A 15,402-nucleotide genomic window follows, 5' to 3' on the forward strand; every position below is an offset into this window, starting at 1 on the left:
GGATTTATCTCAGAGGATAACGTTCGCGCTATTCTGCTTTCAGCGAGCGTGATATTCTTCACGCCGGACTATTTTCGGTCATCTTCTGACATCATTCACAACTATGCTGCCCATCAATCGCTCGCAACATCCTGTTTTTGCATTGCTCTTTGCGATGCTGTTTTTCTTCGCCACGGCGCCGCTGACCTGGGCCCGCGCCGATAACAGCAACGATATTCCCTCGCGCGGCGATGTTCAGTCGCAGCTCGACACGCTGAATAAACAAAAAGATCTCTCCCCTCAGGATAAACTCGTCCAGCAGGACCTGACGGAAACGCTGGAAACGCTGGATAAAATTGAACGCGTCAAAGCGGAAACCGTCCAGCTTCGTCAGAAGGTGGCGCAGGCGCCTGAAAACATGCGTAAGGCCACCGACGCGCTGAATGCCCTCAGCGATGTGGATAACGACGACGAGACGCGCAAGACGCTCTCGACGCTCTCTTTACGCCAGCTGGAGTCCCGCGTCGCACAACTGCTCGACGACCTGCAAACCGCGCAGTCGGATCTCGCAACCTATAACAGCCAGCTTGTCTCGCTGCAGACCCAGCCCGAGCGCGTGCAAAACGCGATGTACGCCGCGTCTCAGCAGCTGCAGCAGATCCGCAACCGTCTGAACGGCACGACGGTCGGCGAAGGCACGCTGCGCCCGACGCAGCAAACCCTGCTGCTGGTTCAGCAGACCTTGCTCAACGCACAGATTGAACAGCAGCGTAAAAGCCTTGAAGGGAATACGGTGCTGCAGGACACGCTTCAGAAACAGCGTGATTACGTCACTGCGAATATTAACCGCCTGGAACACCAGCTTCAGCTGTTGCAGGAGGCGGTAAACAGCAAACGCCTGACCCTGACGGAAAAAACCGCCCAGGAGGCCGTATCGCCTGACGAAACCGCCCGCATTCAGGCGAATCCGCTGGTGAAACAGGAGCTCGAGGCCAACCACCAGCTTAGCCAGCGCCTGATACTGGCGACGGAAAACGGCAACTCGCTGGTTCAGCAAAATATCAAAGTGAAGAACTGGCTGGATCGTGCGCTGCAGGCTGAGCGCAACATCAAAGAGCAGATTGCGGTCCTGAAGGGCAGCCTCCTGCTGTCGCGTATTCTCTACCAGCAGCAGCAGACGCTCCCGTCCGCCGATGAGCTGGAGGACATGACCAACCGCATTGCGGATTTACGTCTGGAACAGTTTGACGTCAACCAGCAGCGCGATGCCCTTTTCCAGAGCGATGCCTTTGTCGCCAAAATTGAAGAGGGGCATTCCAGCGACGTGAACCCGGAAGTGCACGACGCGCTGCTCCAGGTCGTCGATATGCGTCGCGAGCTGCTGGACCAGCTCAACAAACAGCTTGGCAACCAGCTGATGATGGCCATTAACCTGCAAATCAACCAGCAGCAGCTGGTGAGCGTCTCGAAAAGTCTGCAGGAGATCCTGACCCAGCAGATTTTCTGGGTAAACAGCAACAAGCCGATGGACTGGGACTGGGTTAAATCCTTCCCGGAGACGCTGAAAACGCAGATTAAGAGCATGAAGATCACCGTAAACTGGGAGAAAGCCTGGCCTGCGGTGACGATTGCCCTGCTGGCGGGATTACCGCTGCTGCTGATTGCCGGTCTGATCCGCTGGCGTCTGGGCTGGCTGAAAAAATATCAGGCGAAGCTGGCCTCCGAAGTGGGTCAGCTGCGCAACGATAGCCAGCTCCATACGCCAAAAGCGATTCTCATCGATCTCATCCGCGCCCTGCCGGTGTGTCTGATTATTCTGGCCGTGGGCCTGATTCTGCTCACCATGCAGCTCAACGTCAGCGACCTGCTGTGGGCGTTCAGTAAAAAACTGGCGCTGTTCTGGCTGGTGTTTGGCGTGTGCTGGAAGGTGCTGGAAAAAGACGGCGTGGCGGTGCGTCATTTCAACATGCCAGCGCAGCTGACCAGCCACTGGCGTCGTCAGATTGTGCGCATCAGCCTGGCGCTCCTGCCGCTGCACTTCTGGTCGGTTGTCTCTGAGCTTTCTCCGCTGCATCTGATGGATGACGTGCTGGGCCAGCTGGTCATCCTGTTGAACCTGCTGCTGATTGCGATCCTGATGTGGCCGATGTGCCGCGACAGCTGGCGTGATAAAGAGTCCCACAATATTCGCCTGGCCACCGTGACGGTGCTGGCGATCATTCCGCTGGCGCTGATGGTGCTGACGGCAACGGGCTACTTCTATACCACGCTGCGCCTGTCCGGGCGCTGGATTGAAACGGTCTATCTGGTGATCGTCTGGAACTTGCTCTATCAGACCGTGCTGCGCGGCCTGAGCGTGGCGGCTCGCCGCATTGCCTATCGCCGTGCCATCGCGCGTCGTCAGCATCAGGTGAAAGAAGGAGCCGAGGGCGCGGAGCCGCAGGAAGAGCCGACTATCGCGCTGGAGCAGGTTAACCAGCAGACGCTGCGCATCACCATGCTGGTGATGATCGCCCTGTTTGCGGTGATGTTCTGGGCTATCTGGTCCGATCTTATTACCGTTTTCGCCTATCTCGACAGTATTACCCTCTGGCAATACAACGGTACCGAAGCGGGCGCGGCGGTCATGAAAAGCGTGACCATGGGCAGCCTGCTGTTTGCGCTGGTGTCGTCGGTGGTGGCCTGGGCGCTGATTCGCAACCTGCCAGGCCTGCTTGAAGTGCTGCTCCTGTCACGTCTGAATCTTCGCCAGGGGGCGTCCTACGCCATTACCACGATCCTCAACTACGTGATCATTATTGTCGGGGCGATGACGGTCTTTGGCTCGCTTGGCGTCTCGTGGGATAAACTGCAGTGGCTGGCGGCCGCCCTCTCGGTCGGTCTTGGTTTTGGCCTGCAGGAGATCTTCGGTAACTTCGTGTCCGGCCTGATCATCCTGTTCGAACGTCCGGTACGAATCGGCGATACCGTCACCATCGGCACTTTCTCCGGTACGGTCAGCAAGATCCGTATTCGTGCCACCACCATCACCGACTTCGATCGTAAAGAGGTGATCATCCCGAACAAAGCGTTCGTGACCGAGCGCCTGATCAACTGGTCGCTCTCCGATACGGTGACGCGCGTGGTGATCCGCCTGGGCGTAGCCTATGGATCGGATCTGGAGAAGGTGAAAGAGGTGCTGCTCAAGGCTGCGTCAGAACATCCGAAAGTGATGCACGATCCGGCTCCGGCGGTCTTCTTCACCACCTTTGGGCCGAGCACGCTGGATCACGAGCTGCGTTTATACGTGCGCGAGCTGCGCGACCGCAGCTACACGGTGGATGAGCTTAACCGCTCTATCGATCGTTTGTGCCGTGAAAACGATATTAATATCGCCTTCAACCAGCTTGAGGTTCACCTGCGCAACGAGAAGGGTGATGAGCATACGGAAGTGAAGCGCGACATTAAGGGTGACGATCCTACGCCTGCATAATCTAATTTCCCTCTGCCCTCAGGGGCGAGGGAACGATTTTCCCCCTCTCCCTCAGGGAGAGGGCCGGGGTGAGGGTAATTTACCTTCAAAATCCCGCCGTACAATCTCCAGCGCCTTAAGCACCGTTTCGGCGGGGATCTCATGATTCTCCAGCAGCATAATCAAATCGACGGCCAGCTTGACCTCATCGGGTGCATTTTCCAGCGACATTGGTGTGGCTCCTGTTAACGGGTCAAACGTTCTATGACGCGCTCAATCTCATCCCGCGCCTGACGGCAGCGGACGATACGTCCTTCCAGCGCGCTAATCTCGCGCATCAATAGCTGCTGCTCTTCCAGCGTTTCGCTGTTGTTCAGCCGCGTCTCGCGCTCGCGCTTCATCTCAAACAGCCGGCGCTCAAACTCCTGGTTCTCCAGCCGCTTGCGCTGCCATTTACCGAGCCCCGGCGAGGCGCTGTCCCAGGCGCGCAGCGGCCAGGCGGCTATTTCGCGATGCAGAGCGGTGATCTGTTCAGTGAGATGCTCCGCAAGCCACGCCACCTGTTCCTGCTGTTCACTCTCAACCGCATGGCGAAGCTCGTCGAGGTTCGTCTGCGCTTCCGCCAGGTAATCCTGAATGACGGTGCTGCGGGTACGAAAAAGCTGCCGGTCAAAGCGCGGTTTCAGCGTGGCGTGCCCCATCAGCGGTGTAGCCTGCTCCCGCAGAGCAATGAGCTGATTTTGCAGCCTCTCAAGAAGCAGTGCTGTTTTCAAGGCGCTCTCCAGTGGTAAAGTAGCCGTTCAGTTTGATAACGATTCGCATTATGAAGCGTACTATTTTAATCATCATTGGCTGGCTCGCGGTAGTGCTTGGCACGCTGGGCGTATTTTTACCTTTGCTGCCGACCACGCCGTTTATCCTGCTGGCGGCCTGGTGCTTCGCCCGCTCGTCGCCGCGTTTTCACCACTGGCTGCTCTATCGCTCATGGTTTGGCGGCTATCTGCGGCACTGGCAAAAACACCGGGCCATGCCACCCGGCGCGAAGCCGCGCGCGATCGCGGTGACCCTCATCACCTTCGCTATTTCATTATGGCTGGTGAAAATGATGTGGGTACGTATTCTTCTGCTGGCGATCCTCTCCTGCCTGCTTATCTTCATGTGGCGGATCCCCGTGGTTGATGAAAAGCAACAAAAGCACTGAAGCCTTATCATGACTGTTGCAATTATTGCGCACAGCCAGTAAATTCGACCGTTTTCGAGCACAGGTGCGCCTGGTCAAAGGTTAAACAATTGTTGCCTTGGCCGACTCGTTGCGCGCTGTGAGTAACACTGTTTCATTTAGGCAAAACCGATGACCGCAACTGCACAGCAGCTTGAATATCTGAAAAACAGCATCAAAAGCATCCAGGACTATCCAAAGCCTGGCATTCTTTTCCGTGATGTCACCAGCTTGCTGGAAGACCCGAAAGCGTACGCGCTCAGCATTGAACTGCTGGTCGAGCGTTATAAAAACGCCGGGATCACCAAAGTAGTAGGTACCGAAGCCCGTGGCTTCCTGTTTGGCGCACCGGTTGCGCTGGCGATGGGCGTGGGTTTTGTGCCGGTGCGTAAGCCGCGCAAACTGCCGCGTGAAACCATTGCTGAGAGCTATGAACTGGAGTACGGCACCGATCAGCTGGAGATCCACGTTGATGCGATCAAGCCTGGCGACAAAGTGCTGGTGGTCGACGATCTGCTGGCAACCGGCGGTACCATTGAAGCGACCGTGAAGCTGATCCGTCGTCTGGGTGGTGAAGTGACCGACGCGGCATTCATCATCAACCTGTTCGATCTCGGCGGTGAACAGCGCCTGGAAAAACAGGGCATCACCAGCTACAGCCTGGTGCCTTTCCCGGGTCATTAATCCCGGTTTTCACAACCTCGCTCAATGGGTGAGGTTGTGATAGCATTCCCCTCCATAAATTCACCTTCCAGCGTTGCAGAGCCTGCCCATGAGTTATCAGGTGTTAGCCCGTAAATGGCGACCACAAACCTTTGCTGACGTTGTCGGTCAGGAACATGTGCTGACGGCCCTGGCGAACGGCTTGTCGCTAGGTCGCATCCATCACGCCTATCTTTTCTCCGGCACCCGCGGCGTCGGTAAGACCTCTATTGCCCGTTTGCTGGCAAAAGGTCTCAACTGCGAAACCGGGATCACCGCCACGCCGTGCGGCGTATGTGATAACTGCCGCGAGATCGAGCAGGGGCGTTTTGTCGATCTGATCGAGATCGACGCCGCCTCGCGCACCAAAGTGGAAGATACCCGCGATCTGCTCGATAACGTGCAGTACGCCCCGGCGCGCGGCCGCTTCAAGGTCTACCTGATCGATGAAGTGCACATGCTGTCGCGCCACAGCTTTAACGCCCTGCTGAAAACGCTGGAAGAGCCGCCCGCGCACGTGAAGTTCCTGCTGGCGACCACCGATCCGCAAAAGCTGCCGGTCACCATCCTGTCGCGCTGCCTGCAGTTCCACCTGAAGGCGCTGGACGTTGAGCAGATCCGCGCGCAGCTTGCGCACATTCTTGATGAAGAGAAAATTGTCCACGAACCGCGCGCCCTGCAGCTGCTGGCCCGCGCGGCGGACGGCAGCCTGCGTGATGCGCTCAGCCTGACCGACCAGGCGATTGCCAGCGGTGACGGCAAGCTCTCCACCGAGGCGGTCAGCACCATGCTCGGCACGCTGGATGACGATCAGGCGCTGTCGCTTATCGAGGCGATGATCGCCGCCAACGGCGAACGCGTGATGTCGCAGGTGAATGCCGCCGCTGCCCGGGGTATCGAATGGGAAGGACTGCTGGTTGAGATGCTCAGCCTGCTGCACCGCGTGGCGATGCTGCAGCTTTCTCCGTCCGCCATCGGCGCGGATATGGCCGCTATCGAACAGCGGATGCGTGAACTTGCCCGCACCGTGCCGCCTGCCGACGTGCAGCTGTACTACCAGACGCTGCTGATTGGCCGCAAAGAGTTACCGTTCGCGCCGGATCCACGGATGGGCGTTGAAATGACGCTGCTGCGCGCGCTGGCGTTCCACCCGCGCATGCCGTTGCCGGAGCCGGAAGCGCCGCGGCAGTCTTTCGCGCCGGTCGCCCCTACGGCGGTGATGTCGCCGCAGCAGGTGCCGCCGCAGCCGACACCGCCGCCGCAGCAAAACGTGCCGCTGTCGGATGCCACCAGTTCGGTGCTTGCCGCACGCAGCCAGCTGCAGCGTGCGCAGGGAGTAACCAAACCAAAAAAGAGTGAACCGGCAGCGCCAGCAAGAGCGCGGCCGGTGAACAACGCCGCGCTTGAACGACTGGCCTCGGTAACGGAGCGCGTACAGTCGCGTCCGGCACCGTCCGCGCTCGAGCAGAAAGCCCCGGTGAAAGAAGAGGCTTACCGCTGGAAGGCAACCACCATCACTGAAACGGTGAAGGAAGAGGTCGCCACGCCGAAAGCGCTGAAAAAGGCGCTGGAGCATGAGAAAACGCCGGAGCTTTCCGCGAAGCTTGCCGAAGAGTCCATTGCCCGCGACGCCTGGGCCGCCGAGGTCAGCAAACTCCAGCTGCCGAAGCTGGTCGAGCAGGTCGCGCTGAATGCCTGGAAAGAGCAGGACGGCAATCAGGTGCGTTTGCACCTGCGTCCGGGTCAGCGGCACCTCAATTCCCCTGGCGCGCAAAAGGCGCTGGCGGAGGCGCTCGCCGCATTACAGGGCGCGCCGGTTGAATTGACTATCATTGAAGATGATAATCCGGCAGTGAAAACGCCGCTCGAGTGGCGCCAGGCCATTTATGAAGAAAAGCTCGCGCAGGCGCGCGAGGCGATTATTGCGGATAACAACATTCAGACCCTGCGCCGGTTCTTCGACGCCGATCTGGATGAAGAGAGTATTCGCCCCATTTGATCGTGAGTCTGACTTACGGTTGTAATCCTTAAACGTGAAAAAGAGAGAAGCCTATGTTTGGTGGAAAAGGCGGTCTGGGTGGCCTGATGAAGCAGGCTCAGCAGATGCAGGAAAAAATGCAGAAGATGCAGGAAGAGATCGCTCAGCTGGAAGTCACGGGTGAGTCCGGTGCCGGTCTGGTCAAGGTGACCATCAACGGTGCGCACAACTGCCGTCGCGTGGAAATCGACCCGAGCCTGCTCGAAGACGACAAAGAGATGCTGGAAGATCTGGTTGCAGCCGCGTTTAACGATGCCGCTCGCCGTATCGACGAAACTCAGAAAGAGAAAATGGCCTCTGTTTCCAGCGGTATGCAGCTGCCGCCTGGCTTCAAGATGCCATTCTGATGCAAACCAGTCCGCTGCTCACGCAGTTAATGGAAGCACTGCGCTGCCTGCCGGGCGTTGGCCCGAAGTCGGCGCAGCGCATGGCGTTTACGCTATTGCAGCGCGACCGCAGCGGCGGGATGCGCCTGGCGCAGGCTTTAACCCGCGCCATGTCAGAAATTGGTCACTGTGCGGATTGCCGCACCTTTACCGAGCAGGACGTGTGTAACATCTGTACGAACCCGCGTCGTCAGGAAAACGGTCAGATTTGCGTGGTGGAGAGTCCCGCGGACATCTACGCCATCGAACAAACCGGGCAGTTTTCCGGCCGCTACTTCGTGCTGATGGGGCATCTCTCCCCGCTGGACGGTATTGGCCCGGATGATATCGGTCTTGACCGCCTTGAACAGCGTCTTGAGTCCGAAACCATCAAAGAGGTGATCCTCGCCACCAACCCGACGGTGGAAGGGGAGGCAACCGCTAACTACATCGCCGAACTGTGCTCGCAGTACGGCGTTGACGCCAGCCGCATCGCCCACGGCGTGCCGGTGGGCGGCGAGCTGGAAATGGTCGACGGCACCACGCTGTCGCACTCTCTGGCCGGGCGACACAAGATTATTTTCTGACCAAATGGAGGCTGCGCGCGCGGCCTCCGCTTGAAAATTTCCCCCCTTATCCCCATCTCTCACTCAACGTTTTAAAACCCCATTAAATGGCATTGTTGAGGTCGACATAGATGAAAGGACAAGAAACCCGTGGTTTCCAGTCAGAAGTAAAACAGCTTCTGCACCTGATGATCCATTCCCTGTATTCCAACAAAGAAATTTTCCTGCGTGAGCTGATTTCCAACGCCTCGGACGCGGCGGACAAGCTGCGCTTCCGCGCGCTGTCTAACCCGGACCTGTACGAAGGCGACGGCGAGCTGCGCGTGCGCGTCTCGTTCAATAAAGAGAACCGCACCCTGACCATCGCCGATAACGGCATCGGGATGAACCGCGACGAGGTGATCGACCACCTCGGCACCATCGCCAAATCCGGCACCAAAGCGTTCCTCGAGTCCATGGGCTCTGACCAGGCGAAAGACAGCCAGCTCATCGGCCAGTTCGGCGTCGGCTTCTACTCGGCGTTTATCGTGGCCGACAAAGTCACCGTGCGCACCCGTGCGGCAGGCGACAGCGCCGAGAACGGCGTGCTGTGGGAATCCAAAGGGGAAGGCGAGTACACCGTTGATGACATCACCAAGGCGGATCGCGGGACCGAAATCACCCTGCACCTGCGCGAAGGGGAAGACGATTTCCTGAACGACTGGCGCGTGCGCTCCATCATCAGCAAATATTCCGATCACATCGCGCTGCCGGTTGAGATTGAAAAACAGGAAGAGAAAGACGGTGAAACCGTGGTCTCCTGGGAGAAGATCAACAAGGCGCAGGCGCTGTGGACGCGCAACAAGTCTGAAATTAAAGACGACGAATACAACGAGTTCTACAAGCACATCGCCCACGACTTTACCGATCCGCTGACCTGGAGCCACAACCGCGTGGAAGGTAAGCAGGAGTACACCAGCCTGCTGTACATCCCGGCACAGGCGCCGTGGGACATGTGGAACCGCGATCACAAGCACGGCCTGAAGCTGTACGTGCAGCGCGTGTTCATCATGGACGACGCCGAGCAGTTCATGCCGAACTACCTGCGCTTTGTGCGCGGTCTGATAGATTCCAACGATCTGCCGCTGAACGTTTCGCGTGAAATTCTGCAGGACAGCACCGTCACCCGTAACCTGCGCAACGCCCTGACCAAACGTGCGCTGCAGATGCTGGAAAAACTGGCGAAAGACGATGCGGAAAAATATCAGACCTTCTGGAAACAGTTCGGCCTGGTGCTGAAAGAAGGCCCGGCAGAAGACACCGCGAACGTTGAAACGATCGCCAAACTGCTGCGCTTCGCCTCTACGCACACCGACTCCTCCGCGCAGACCGTGTCGCTGGAAGAGTACGTCTCCCGCATGAAAGAAGGGCAGGAGAAGATCTACTACATCACCGCCGACAGCTACGCGGCGGCGAAGAGCAGCCCGCACCTGGAGCTGCTGCGTAAGAAAGGCATCGAAGTGCTGCTGCTTTCTGACCGCATCGACGAGTGGATGATGAACTACCTGACCGAGTTCGACGGTAAATCCTTCCAGTCCGTAGCCAAAGCGGACGAATCCATCGACAAGCTGGCGGATGAAGTTGACGAAAGCGCGAAAGAAGCCGAGAAGGCGCTGGAGCCGTTCGTTGAGCGCGTGAAAACCCTGCTGGGCGAGCGCGTGAAAGAGGTGCGCTTCACGCACCGTCTGACCGACACCCCGGCGATTGTCACCACCGATGCGGACGAAATGAGCACCCAGATGGCGAAGCTGTTCGCGGCGGCGGGCCAGGCGATGCCGGAAGTGAAATATATCTTTGAGCTTAATCCGGATCATCCACTGGTGAAACGCGCGGCGGATACCCAGGACGACGCCCGCTTTGCCGAGTGGGTTGAGCTGCTGTTGGATCAGTCCCTGCTGGCCGAGCGCGGCACGCTGGAAGATCCTAACCTGTTCATTAAACGTGTGAATGCGCTGCTGCTGGCGTAATTGACCAAGCCTCCCCTGGTCTTCTCCCTCTCCCGTGGGAGAGGGCCGGGGTGAGGGCACCAGACCGCATTAACCCAAATAATCTCCCCTCGTTAACCGTTTCAGCCTTCCCGCCTTCCTTGAGCGATGCCCGTTCTGGTGGTATTGTTTAGCGCTTTTGAAAAATTGAAACGACTTTTGAGGGGATTTTCGCAATGCGTATTATTCTGCTTGGCGCTCCGGGCGCGGGTAAAGGAACTCAGGCTCAGTTCATCATGGAGAAATACGGTATTCCGCAAATCTCCACCGGTGACATGCTGCGCGCCGCTGTAAAATCTGGCTCCGAGCTGGGTAAACAAGCGAAAGACATCATGGACGCAGGCAAGCTGGTGACCGACGAGCTGGTTATTGCTCTGGTCAAAGAGCGCATTGCTCAGGAAGACTGCCGTAACGGTTTCCTGCTGGACGGCTTCCCACGCACCATTCCTCAGGCTGACGCCATGAAAGAAGCGGGCATCAACGTGGACTACGTTCTGGAGTTCGACGTGCCGGACGAGCTGATCGTTGACCGTATCGTTGGCCGTCGCGTACACGCTGCTTCTGGCCGCGTTTACCACATCAAATTCAACCCACCTAAGGTTGAAGGCAAAGACGACGTGACCGGCGAAGAGCTGACCACCCGTAAAGACGATCAGGAAGAGACCGTGCGTAAACGCCTGGTGGAATACCATCAGATGACCGCGCCGCTGATCGGCTACTACACCAAAGAAGCGCAGGCGGGTAACACCAAATACGCCAAAGTTGACGGCACCAAAGCCGTGGCTGACGTACGTGCAGAGCTGGAAAAAATCCTCGGCTAATCGCGCGCCTCTCACCCGGGCTCCCGGGTGAGAAATATTCTCATCTTACCTATTACAGCAATGGGTTTCGTTTAAACGCATTTCCGCTACAATTGACAACCTATCAAATGGTTAAGAGGCGTGAATGAGTCAGGCGAAAACCGGCATCCTGCTTGCCAATCTGGGCACTCCAGAAGCACCTACATCAGACGCGGTAAAACGCTACCTGCGACAATTTTTAAGCGACACGCGCGTCGTGGATTTCCCGAGACTGCTGTGGTGGCCGCTGCTGCGTGGCGTCATTCTGCCGATTCGTTCTCCGCGCGTCGCCAAACTCTATCAGTCCGTCTGGATGGAAGAGGGCTCGCCGCTGATGGTTTACAGCCGTCGTCAGGAAAAAGCGCTGGCCGCCCGCCTGCCTGATATGCCCGTCGCGCTCGGCATGAGCTACGGAAAACCGTCCCTGCAAAGCGCGGTGGAATCACTGCTGGCGCAGGGCGTGGACCATATCGTCGTGCTGGCGCTCTACCCGCAGTACTCCTGCTCGACGGTGGCCGCCGTCTGGGACGAGCTGGCCCGCATTCTGGCGATCCGCCGCCGCATTCCGGGCGTGACCTTTATTCGCGACTACGCGGATAACGATCTCTACATCAAGGCGCTTGCCAACAGCGCGCGCGCGTCGTTTGAAAAGCACGGCGAGCCGGATCTGCTGCTCCTTTCCTATCACGGTATCCCACAGCGTTTCGCCAATGAAGGGGATGATTATCCGCAGCGCTGCCGCGATACCACGCGCGAGCTGGTCTCCGCCCTTGGCCTGCCGCCGGAGAAGGTGATGATGACCTTCCAGTCGCGCTTCGGCCGCGAGCCGTGGCTGACGCCGTACACCGATGAAACCCTCAAAATGCTGGGTGAGAAGGGCGTGAAGCACATTCAGGTGATGTCGCCGGGCTTCTCGGCCGACTGTCTGGAAACGCTGGAGGAGATCGCGGTGCAAAACCGGGAATTTTTCCTTGAGGCTGGCGGCGAAAAGTACGAGTACATTCCGGCGCTTAACGACTCGCCTGAGCATATCGACATGATGGTCTCGCTGGTAACGAACAGCCGCTGATCGCACTCCGGGCCGGGTTTGTGCTACCATTCCCGGCCCATATTCTTCGTACAGTTCAGACCATGAAATTTCCCGGTAAACGCAAATCCAAACACTACTTCCCCGTCGATGCCCGCGATCCGCTCCTGCAGCAAATCCAGCCTGAAAACGAAACCAGCGCGGCATGGGTCGTCGGTATCGATCAGACGCTGGTGGACATTGAAGCGAAAGTGGATGATGCGTTTGTCGCCCGTTACGGTCTGAGCGCCGGTCACTCGCTGGTGATTGAGGACGACGTTGCCGAAGCGCTGTACCAGGAGCTGGTGCGCGAAAACCTGATTACCCATCAGTTCGCCGGTGGCACCATCGGCAATACCATGCATAACTACTCCGTGCTGGCCGACGACCGCTCGGTGCTGCTCGGCGTGATGTGCAGCAATATTGAAATCGGTGGCTATGCCTACCGCTATCTCTGCAACACCTCCAGCCGTACCGATCTGAACTACCTTCAGGGCGTCGACGGGCCTATTGGCCGCTGCTTTACGCTGATTAGCGATTCCGGCGAGCGCACTTTTGCCATCAGCCCGGGTCATATGAACAAGCTGCGCGCCGAGAGTATTCCGGAAGAGGTGATTGCGGGCGCCTCGGCGCTGGTGCTGACCTCCTACCTGGTGCGCTGTAAGCCGGGCGAGCCGATGCCGGAAGCGACCATGAAAGCGATCGAGTACGCGAAGAAATACAACGTGCCTGTCGTTCTGACGCTGGGCACGAAATTCGTTATCGCCGATAACCCGGAGTGGTGGCAGGCGTTCCTGAAAGAGCACGTCTCGATTCTGGCGATGAACGAAGAAGAGGCCGAAGCGCTGACCGGCGAAAGCGATCCGCTGCTGGCGTCTGACAAAGCGCTGGACTGGGTAGATCTGGTGCTTTGCACCGCCGGCCCGGTTGGGCTGTACATGGCGGGCTTCACGGAAGAAGAGAGCAAGCGCAAAACCCAGCACCCGCTGCTGCCCGGTGCGATTGCCGAGTTCAACCAGTACGAGTTCAGCCGCGGCATGCGCTACAAAGATTGCGTGAATCCGCTGCGTATATACTCTCATATCGCGCCATATATGGGCGGACCGGAGAAGATCATGAACACCAACGGTGCGGGCGACGGCGCGCTGGCCGCACTGCTGCACGACATCACCGCGAACGCCTACCATAAAACCAACGTGCCGAACTCCAGCAAGCACAAGTTCAGCTGGCTGACCTATTCCTCGCTGGCGCAGGTGTGTAAATATGCCAACCGCGTGAGCTATCAGGTACTGAATCAGCATTCTCCGCGCTTAACGCGCGGTCTGCCTGAAAGAGAAGACAGCCTCGAAGAGGCCTACTGGGACAGATAAAAGCAAAACGGCAACCTGGGGTTGCCGTTTTTAGTGTTCGTTCCCTCTCCCTGTGGGAGAGGGTCAGGGTGAGGGCATCAGGCCGCACCAAAATTAACCCGTCACAGCCTCTTCAACCGGCGGTTTCTCCAGCAGCATCAGCATCGTATTCGCAATCTCGCGCTCGCCCATCACCACCTTATTCGCACCGCGCTCGGTAATATACTCCACCTCGTCATCATAATGCGCCCGGGCGATAATCTCAATCGTTGGGCACTTCTCGCGCGCGGAAGCCACGATCTCGCCTGCTTCATAGCCGTTAGGTATGGTCAGCAGCAGCCAGCGCGCGCAGTCCAGGTGCGCCAGATTCATGATCTCTTCGTTTGCCGCATTGCCTAGTACTGCACGAATGCCGCGCTCGCGCAGCTCGTCGACGCGGGTGCGGGAGGTCTCAATCACCACCAGCGGGATCCCTTGCGCCATAAGCTTCTCACCGAGCAGGCTGCCCACGCGGCCAAAGCCGACCAGCAGGGCGTGATTGCAAATATCCACCGGGATCTGCTTCTCTTCTTCGATGGCCTCTTCGAGCGTCTGTTCTTCCAGCGTTTCGGTTTTATCGAGGTATTTTTCCAGCAGGGCAAACAGCACCGGGTTCAGCATAATCGACAGAATCGCCCCCGCCAGCACCAGGTTTTGTCCCGCCTGCGGCAGCAGGTTCAGGGCCATGCCCAGGCCGGCCAGAATAAAGGCGAACTCACCGATCTGCGCCAGGCTGGCGGCGATGGTCAACGCCGTGCGCGGAGAGTGGCCGAACATCCGTACCAGGAAGAAGGCGGCAAGCGACTTACCAAAGATGATGATTGCCAGCGTGCCCAGCACGGCCAGGGGTTGATGAATCAGGACCATCGGGTCAAACAGCATCCCGACGGAGACGAAGAACAGCACGGCGAAGGCATCGCGCAGCGGCAGAGTGTCGTGCGCCGCGCGGTGGCTCAGCTCGGACTCGTTCAGCACCATCCCGGCGAAGAACGCGCCCAGGGCAAAGGAGACATCAAACAGCTCTACGGCACCAAAAGCGATACCCAGCGCCAGCGCCAGCACGGAGAGGGTGAACAGCTCGCGGGAGCCGGTTGCCGCGCTGCGGGACATGATCCACGGCACCAGACGGCGCCCCACCAGCATCATGATGGCGATAAACGCCACCACCTTACCGATGGTGATACTCATATCCAGCGCCAGCGAGGCCAGGCCGACGTTGTCTTTTTCCATCATCCCGGCGACGGCTGGCAGCAGCACCAGCGTCAGGACCATGACCAGGTCTTCCACAATCAGCCAGCCTATCGCGATTTGCCCGCGCTGGCTGTCTATCAGCTGTCTCTCTTCAAGCGCGCGCAGCAGCACCACCGTGCTGGCGGTTGAGAGACACAGCCCAAATACGATACCGGTCATTAACGACCAGCCCAGTACCGCCGAAAGCGCCATTCCCAGCAGCGTCGCCACCCCAATCTGGGCGATCGCTCCCGGTATGGCGATCGACTTTACCGCCATCAGATCCTTCAGGGAGAAGTGCAGGCCGACGCCAAACATCAGCAGAATCACGCCCAATTCCGCCAGCTCAGGGGCCAGCTTGGTATCCGCCACGAAGCCTGGCGTAAAGGGTCCCGCCAGTACACCCGCTAACAGATAGCCGACAAGAGGAGAAATACGCAGCTTATTGGCAATCATGCCGAGGATAAAAGCGAGCACAAGTCCACCAACAATGGTGGTGATAAGCGGTGTGGCGTGGTGCATTCCGTCTCCTTTC

At 58.3% G+C, this 15,402-nt stretch carries 12 protein-coding genes, 1 pseudogene and 1 other annotated feature; of the genes and pseudogenes, 10 read left to right on the top strand and 3 right to left on the bottom strand.

Going from position 1 to position 15,402, the window contains the following annotated elements; all coding sequences use genetic code 11:
- Positions 1–103: 103 nt before the first annotated feature.
- Complete coding sequence (mscK, locus tag ACMGGX_RS14765; RefSeq protein WP_063439801.1) at positions 104–3,451, top strand: mechanosensitive channel MscK; 3,348 nt, start codon at positions 104–106, stop codon at positions 3,449–3,451.
- A gap of 41 nt (positions 3,452–3,492) precedes the next feature.
- Here the strand turns inward: mscK and rsmS are convergent.
- Together rsmS and priC are read right to left on the bottom strand one after the other, a co-directional pair.
- Positions 3,493–3,661 (bottom strand): annotated as a pseudogene (gene rsmS / locus ACMGGX_RS14770) (pleiotropic regulatory protein RsmS); the annotation flags it as partial.
- Positions 3,662–3,675: 14 nt separating this feature from the next.
- Positions 3,676–4,203, bottom strand: coding sequence for a primosomal replication protein N'' (priC, locus tag ACMGGX_RS14775; RefSeq protein WP_033144793.1), 528 nt, complete (start codon positions 4,201–4,203; stop codon positions 3,676–3,678).
- Between the two features lie 50 nt (positions 4,204–4,253).
- Here priC and ACMGGX_RS14780 point away from each other — a divergent pair, with 50 nt between their 5' ends.
- The 9 genes from ACMGGX_RS14780 (at position 4,254) to ACMGGX_RS14820 (ending at position 13,619) form a co-directional block, all read left to right on the top strand.
- Positions 4,254–4,631: a DUF454 family protein gene (locus tag ACMGGX_RS14780; RefSeq protein WP_325760494.1), complete on the top strand. Its 378-nt coding sequence runs from the start codon at positions 4,254–4,256 to the stop codon at positions 4,629–4,631.
- A gap of 150 nt (positions 4,632–4,781) precedes the next feature.
- A complete protein-coding gene (gene apt / locus ACMGGX_RS14785; RefSeq protein WP_000127359.1) occupies positions 4,782–5,333 on the top strand; it encodes an adenine phosphoribosyltransferase in 552 nt (183 codons plus the stop codon).
- 88 nt (positions 5,334–5,421) lie between these two features.
- Entirely contained in the window at positions 5,422–7,350 is a 1,929-nt protein-coding gene (dnaX, locus tag ACMGGX_RS14790) for a DNA polymerase III subunit gamma/tau (RefSeq protein WP_348560689.1), read from the top strand.
- Positions 6,680–6,744 (top strand) — a sequence feature (DnaX frameshifting element). It overlaps the preceding gene by 65 nt.
- 53 nt (positions 7,351–7,403) lie before the next feature.
- Entirely contained in the window at positions 7,404–7,736 is a 333-nt protein-coding gene (locus tag ACMGGX_RS14795; RefSeq protein ID WP_003858972.1) for a YbaB/EbfC family nucleoid-associated protein, read from the top strand.
- Positions 7,736–8,341, top strand: coding sequence for a recombination mediator RecR (gene recR / locus ACMGGX_RS14800; protein WP_008499298.1), 606 nt, complete (start codon positions 7,736–7,738; stop codon positions 8,339–8,341). The genes ACMGGX_RS14795 and recR overlap by 1 nt, the downstream gene beginning before the upstream one ends.
- Positions 8,342–8,451: 110 nt before the next feature.
- Entirely contained in the window at positions 8,452–10,326 is a 1,875-nt protein-coding gene (htpG, locus tag ACMGGX_RS14805) for a molecular chaperone HtpG (RefSeq protein WP_039263967.1), read from the top strand.
- Between the two features lie 194 nt (positions 10,327–10,520).
- The gene (gene adk, locus ACMGGX_RS14810) at positions 10,521–11,165 is read left to right on the top strand and encodes an adenylate kinase (protein ID WP_006809841.1); all 645 of its coding nucleotides are present in this window, start codon (positions 10,521–10,523) and stop codon (positions 11,163–11,165) included.
- 124 nt (positions 11,166–11,289) lie between these two features.
- Positions 11,290–12,252: a ferrochelatase gene (gene hemH / locus ACMGGX_RS14815; RefSeq protein ID WP_420298536.1), complete on the top strand. Its 963-nt coding sequence runs from the start codon at positions 11,290–11,292 to the stop codon at positions 12,250–12,252.
- 62 nt (positions 12,253–12,314) lie between these two features.
- Entirely contained in the window at positions 12,315–13,619 is a 1,305-nt protein-coding gene (locus ACMGGX_RS14820; protein ID WP_029741032.1) for an inosine/guanosine kinase, read from the top strand.
- Positions 13,620–13,712: 93 nt separating this feature from the next.
- Here ACMGGX_RS14820 and ybaL read toward each other — a convergent pair whose 3' ends face one another.
- Positions 13,713–15,389: a YbaL family putative K(+) efflux transporter gene (gene ybaL / locus ACMGGX_RS14825; RefSeq protein ID WP_181594522.1), complete on the bottom strand. Its 1,677-nt coding sequence runs from the start codon at positions 15,387–15,389 to the stop codon at positions 13,713–13,715.
- Positions 15,390–15,402: the final 13 nt, after the last annotated feature.

Origin of the sequence: Enterobacter sp. BNK-29 (assembly GCF_048684785.1) — a bacterium.
GTDB lineage: Bacteria > Pseudomonadota > Gammaproteobacteria > Enterobacterales > Enterobacteriaceae > Enterobacter > Enterobacter cloacae_M.

Excerpts from the sequence above, each read along its gene's own strand:
- mscK (WP_063439801.1), top strand. The coding sequence starts at position 104 with ATGCTGCCCATCAATCGCTCGCAACATCCTGTTTTTGCATTGCTCTTT.
- ACMGGX_RS14780 (WP_325760494.1), top strand. The coding sequence starts at position 4,254 with ATGAAGCGTACTATTTTAATCATCATTGGCTGGCTCGCGGTAGTGCTT.
- apt (WP_000127359.1), top strand. The coding sequence starts at position 4,782 with ATGACCGCAACTGCACAGCAGCTTGAATATCTGAAAAACAGCATCAAA.
- dnaX (WP_348560689.1), top strand. The coding sequence starts at position 5,422 with ATGAGTTATCAGGTGTTAGCCCGTAAATGGCGACCACAAACCTTTGCT.
- ACMGGX_RS14795 (WP_003858972.1), top strand. The coding sequence starts at position 7,404 with ATGTTTGGTGGAAAAGGCGGTCTGGGTGGCCTGATGAAGCAGGCTCAG.
- recR (WP_008499298.1), top strand. The coding sequence starts at position 7,736 with ATGCAAACCAGTCCGCTGCTCACGCAGTTAATGGAAGCACTGCGCTGC.
- htpG (WP_039263967.1), top strand. The coding sequence starts at position 8,452 with ATGAAAGGACAAGAAACCCGTGGTTTCCAGTCAGAAGTAAAACAGCTT.
- adk (WP_006809841.1), top strand. The coding sequence starts at position 10,521 with ATGCGTATTATTCTGCTTGGCGCTCCGGGCGCGGGTAAAGGAACTCAG.
- hemH (WP_420298536.1), top strand. The coding sequence starts at position 11,290 with ATGAGTCAGGCGAAAACCGGCATCCTGCTTGCCAATCTGGGCACTCCA.
- ACMGGX_RS14820 (WP_029741032.1), top strand. The coding sequence starts at position 12,315 with ATGAAATTTCCCGGTAAACGCAAATCCAAACACTACTTCCCCGTCGAT.
- ybaL (WP_181594522.1), bottom strand. The coding sequence starts at position 15,389 with ATGCACCACGCCACACCGCTTATCACCACCATTGTTGGTGGACTTGTG.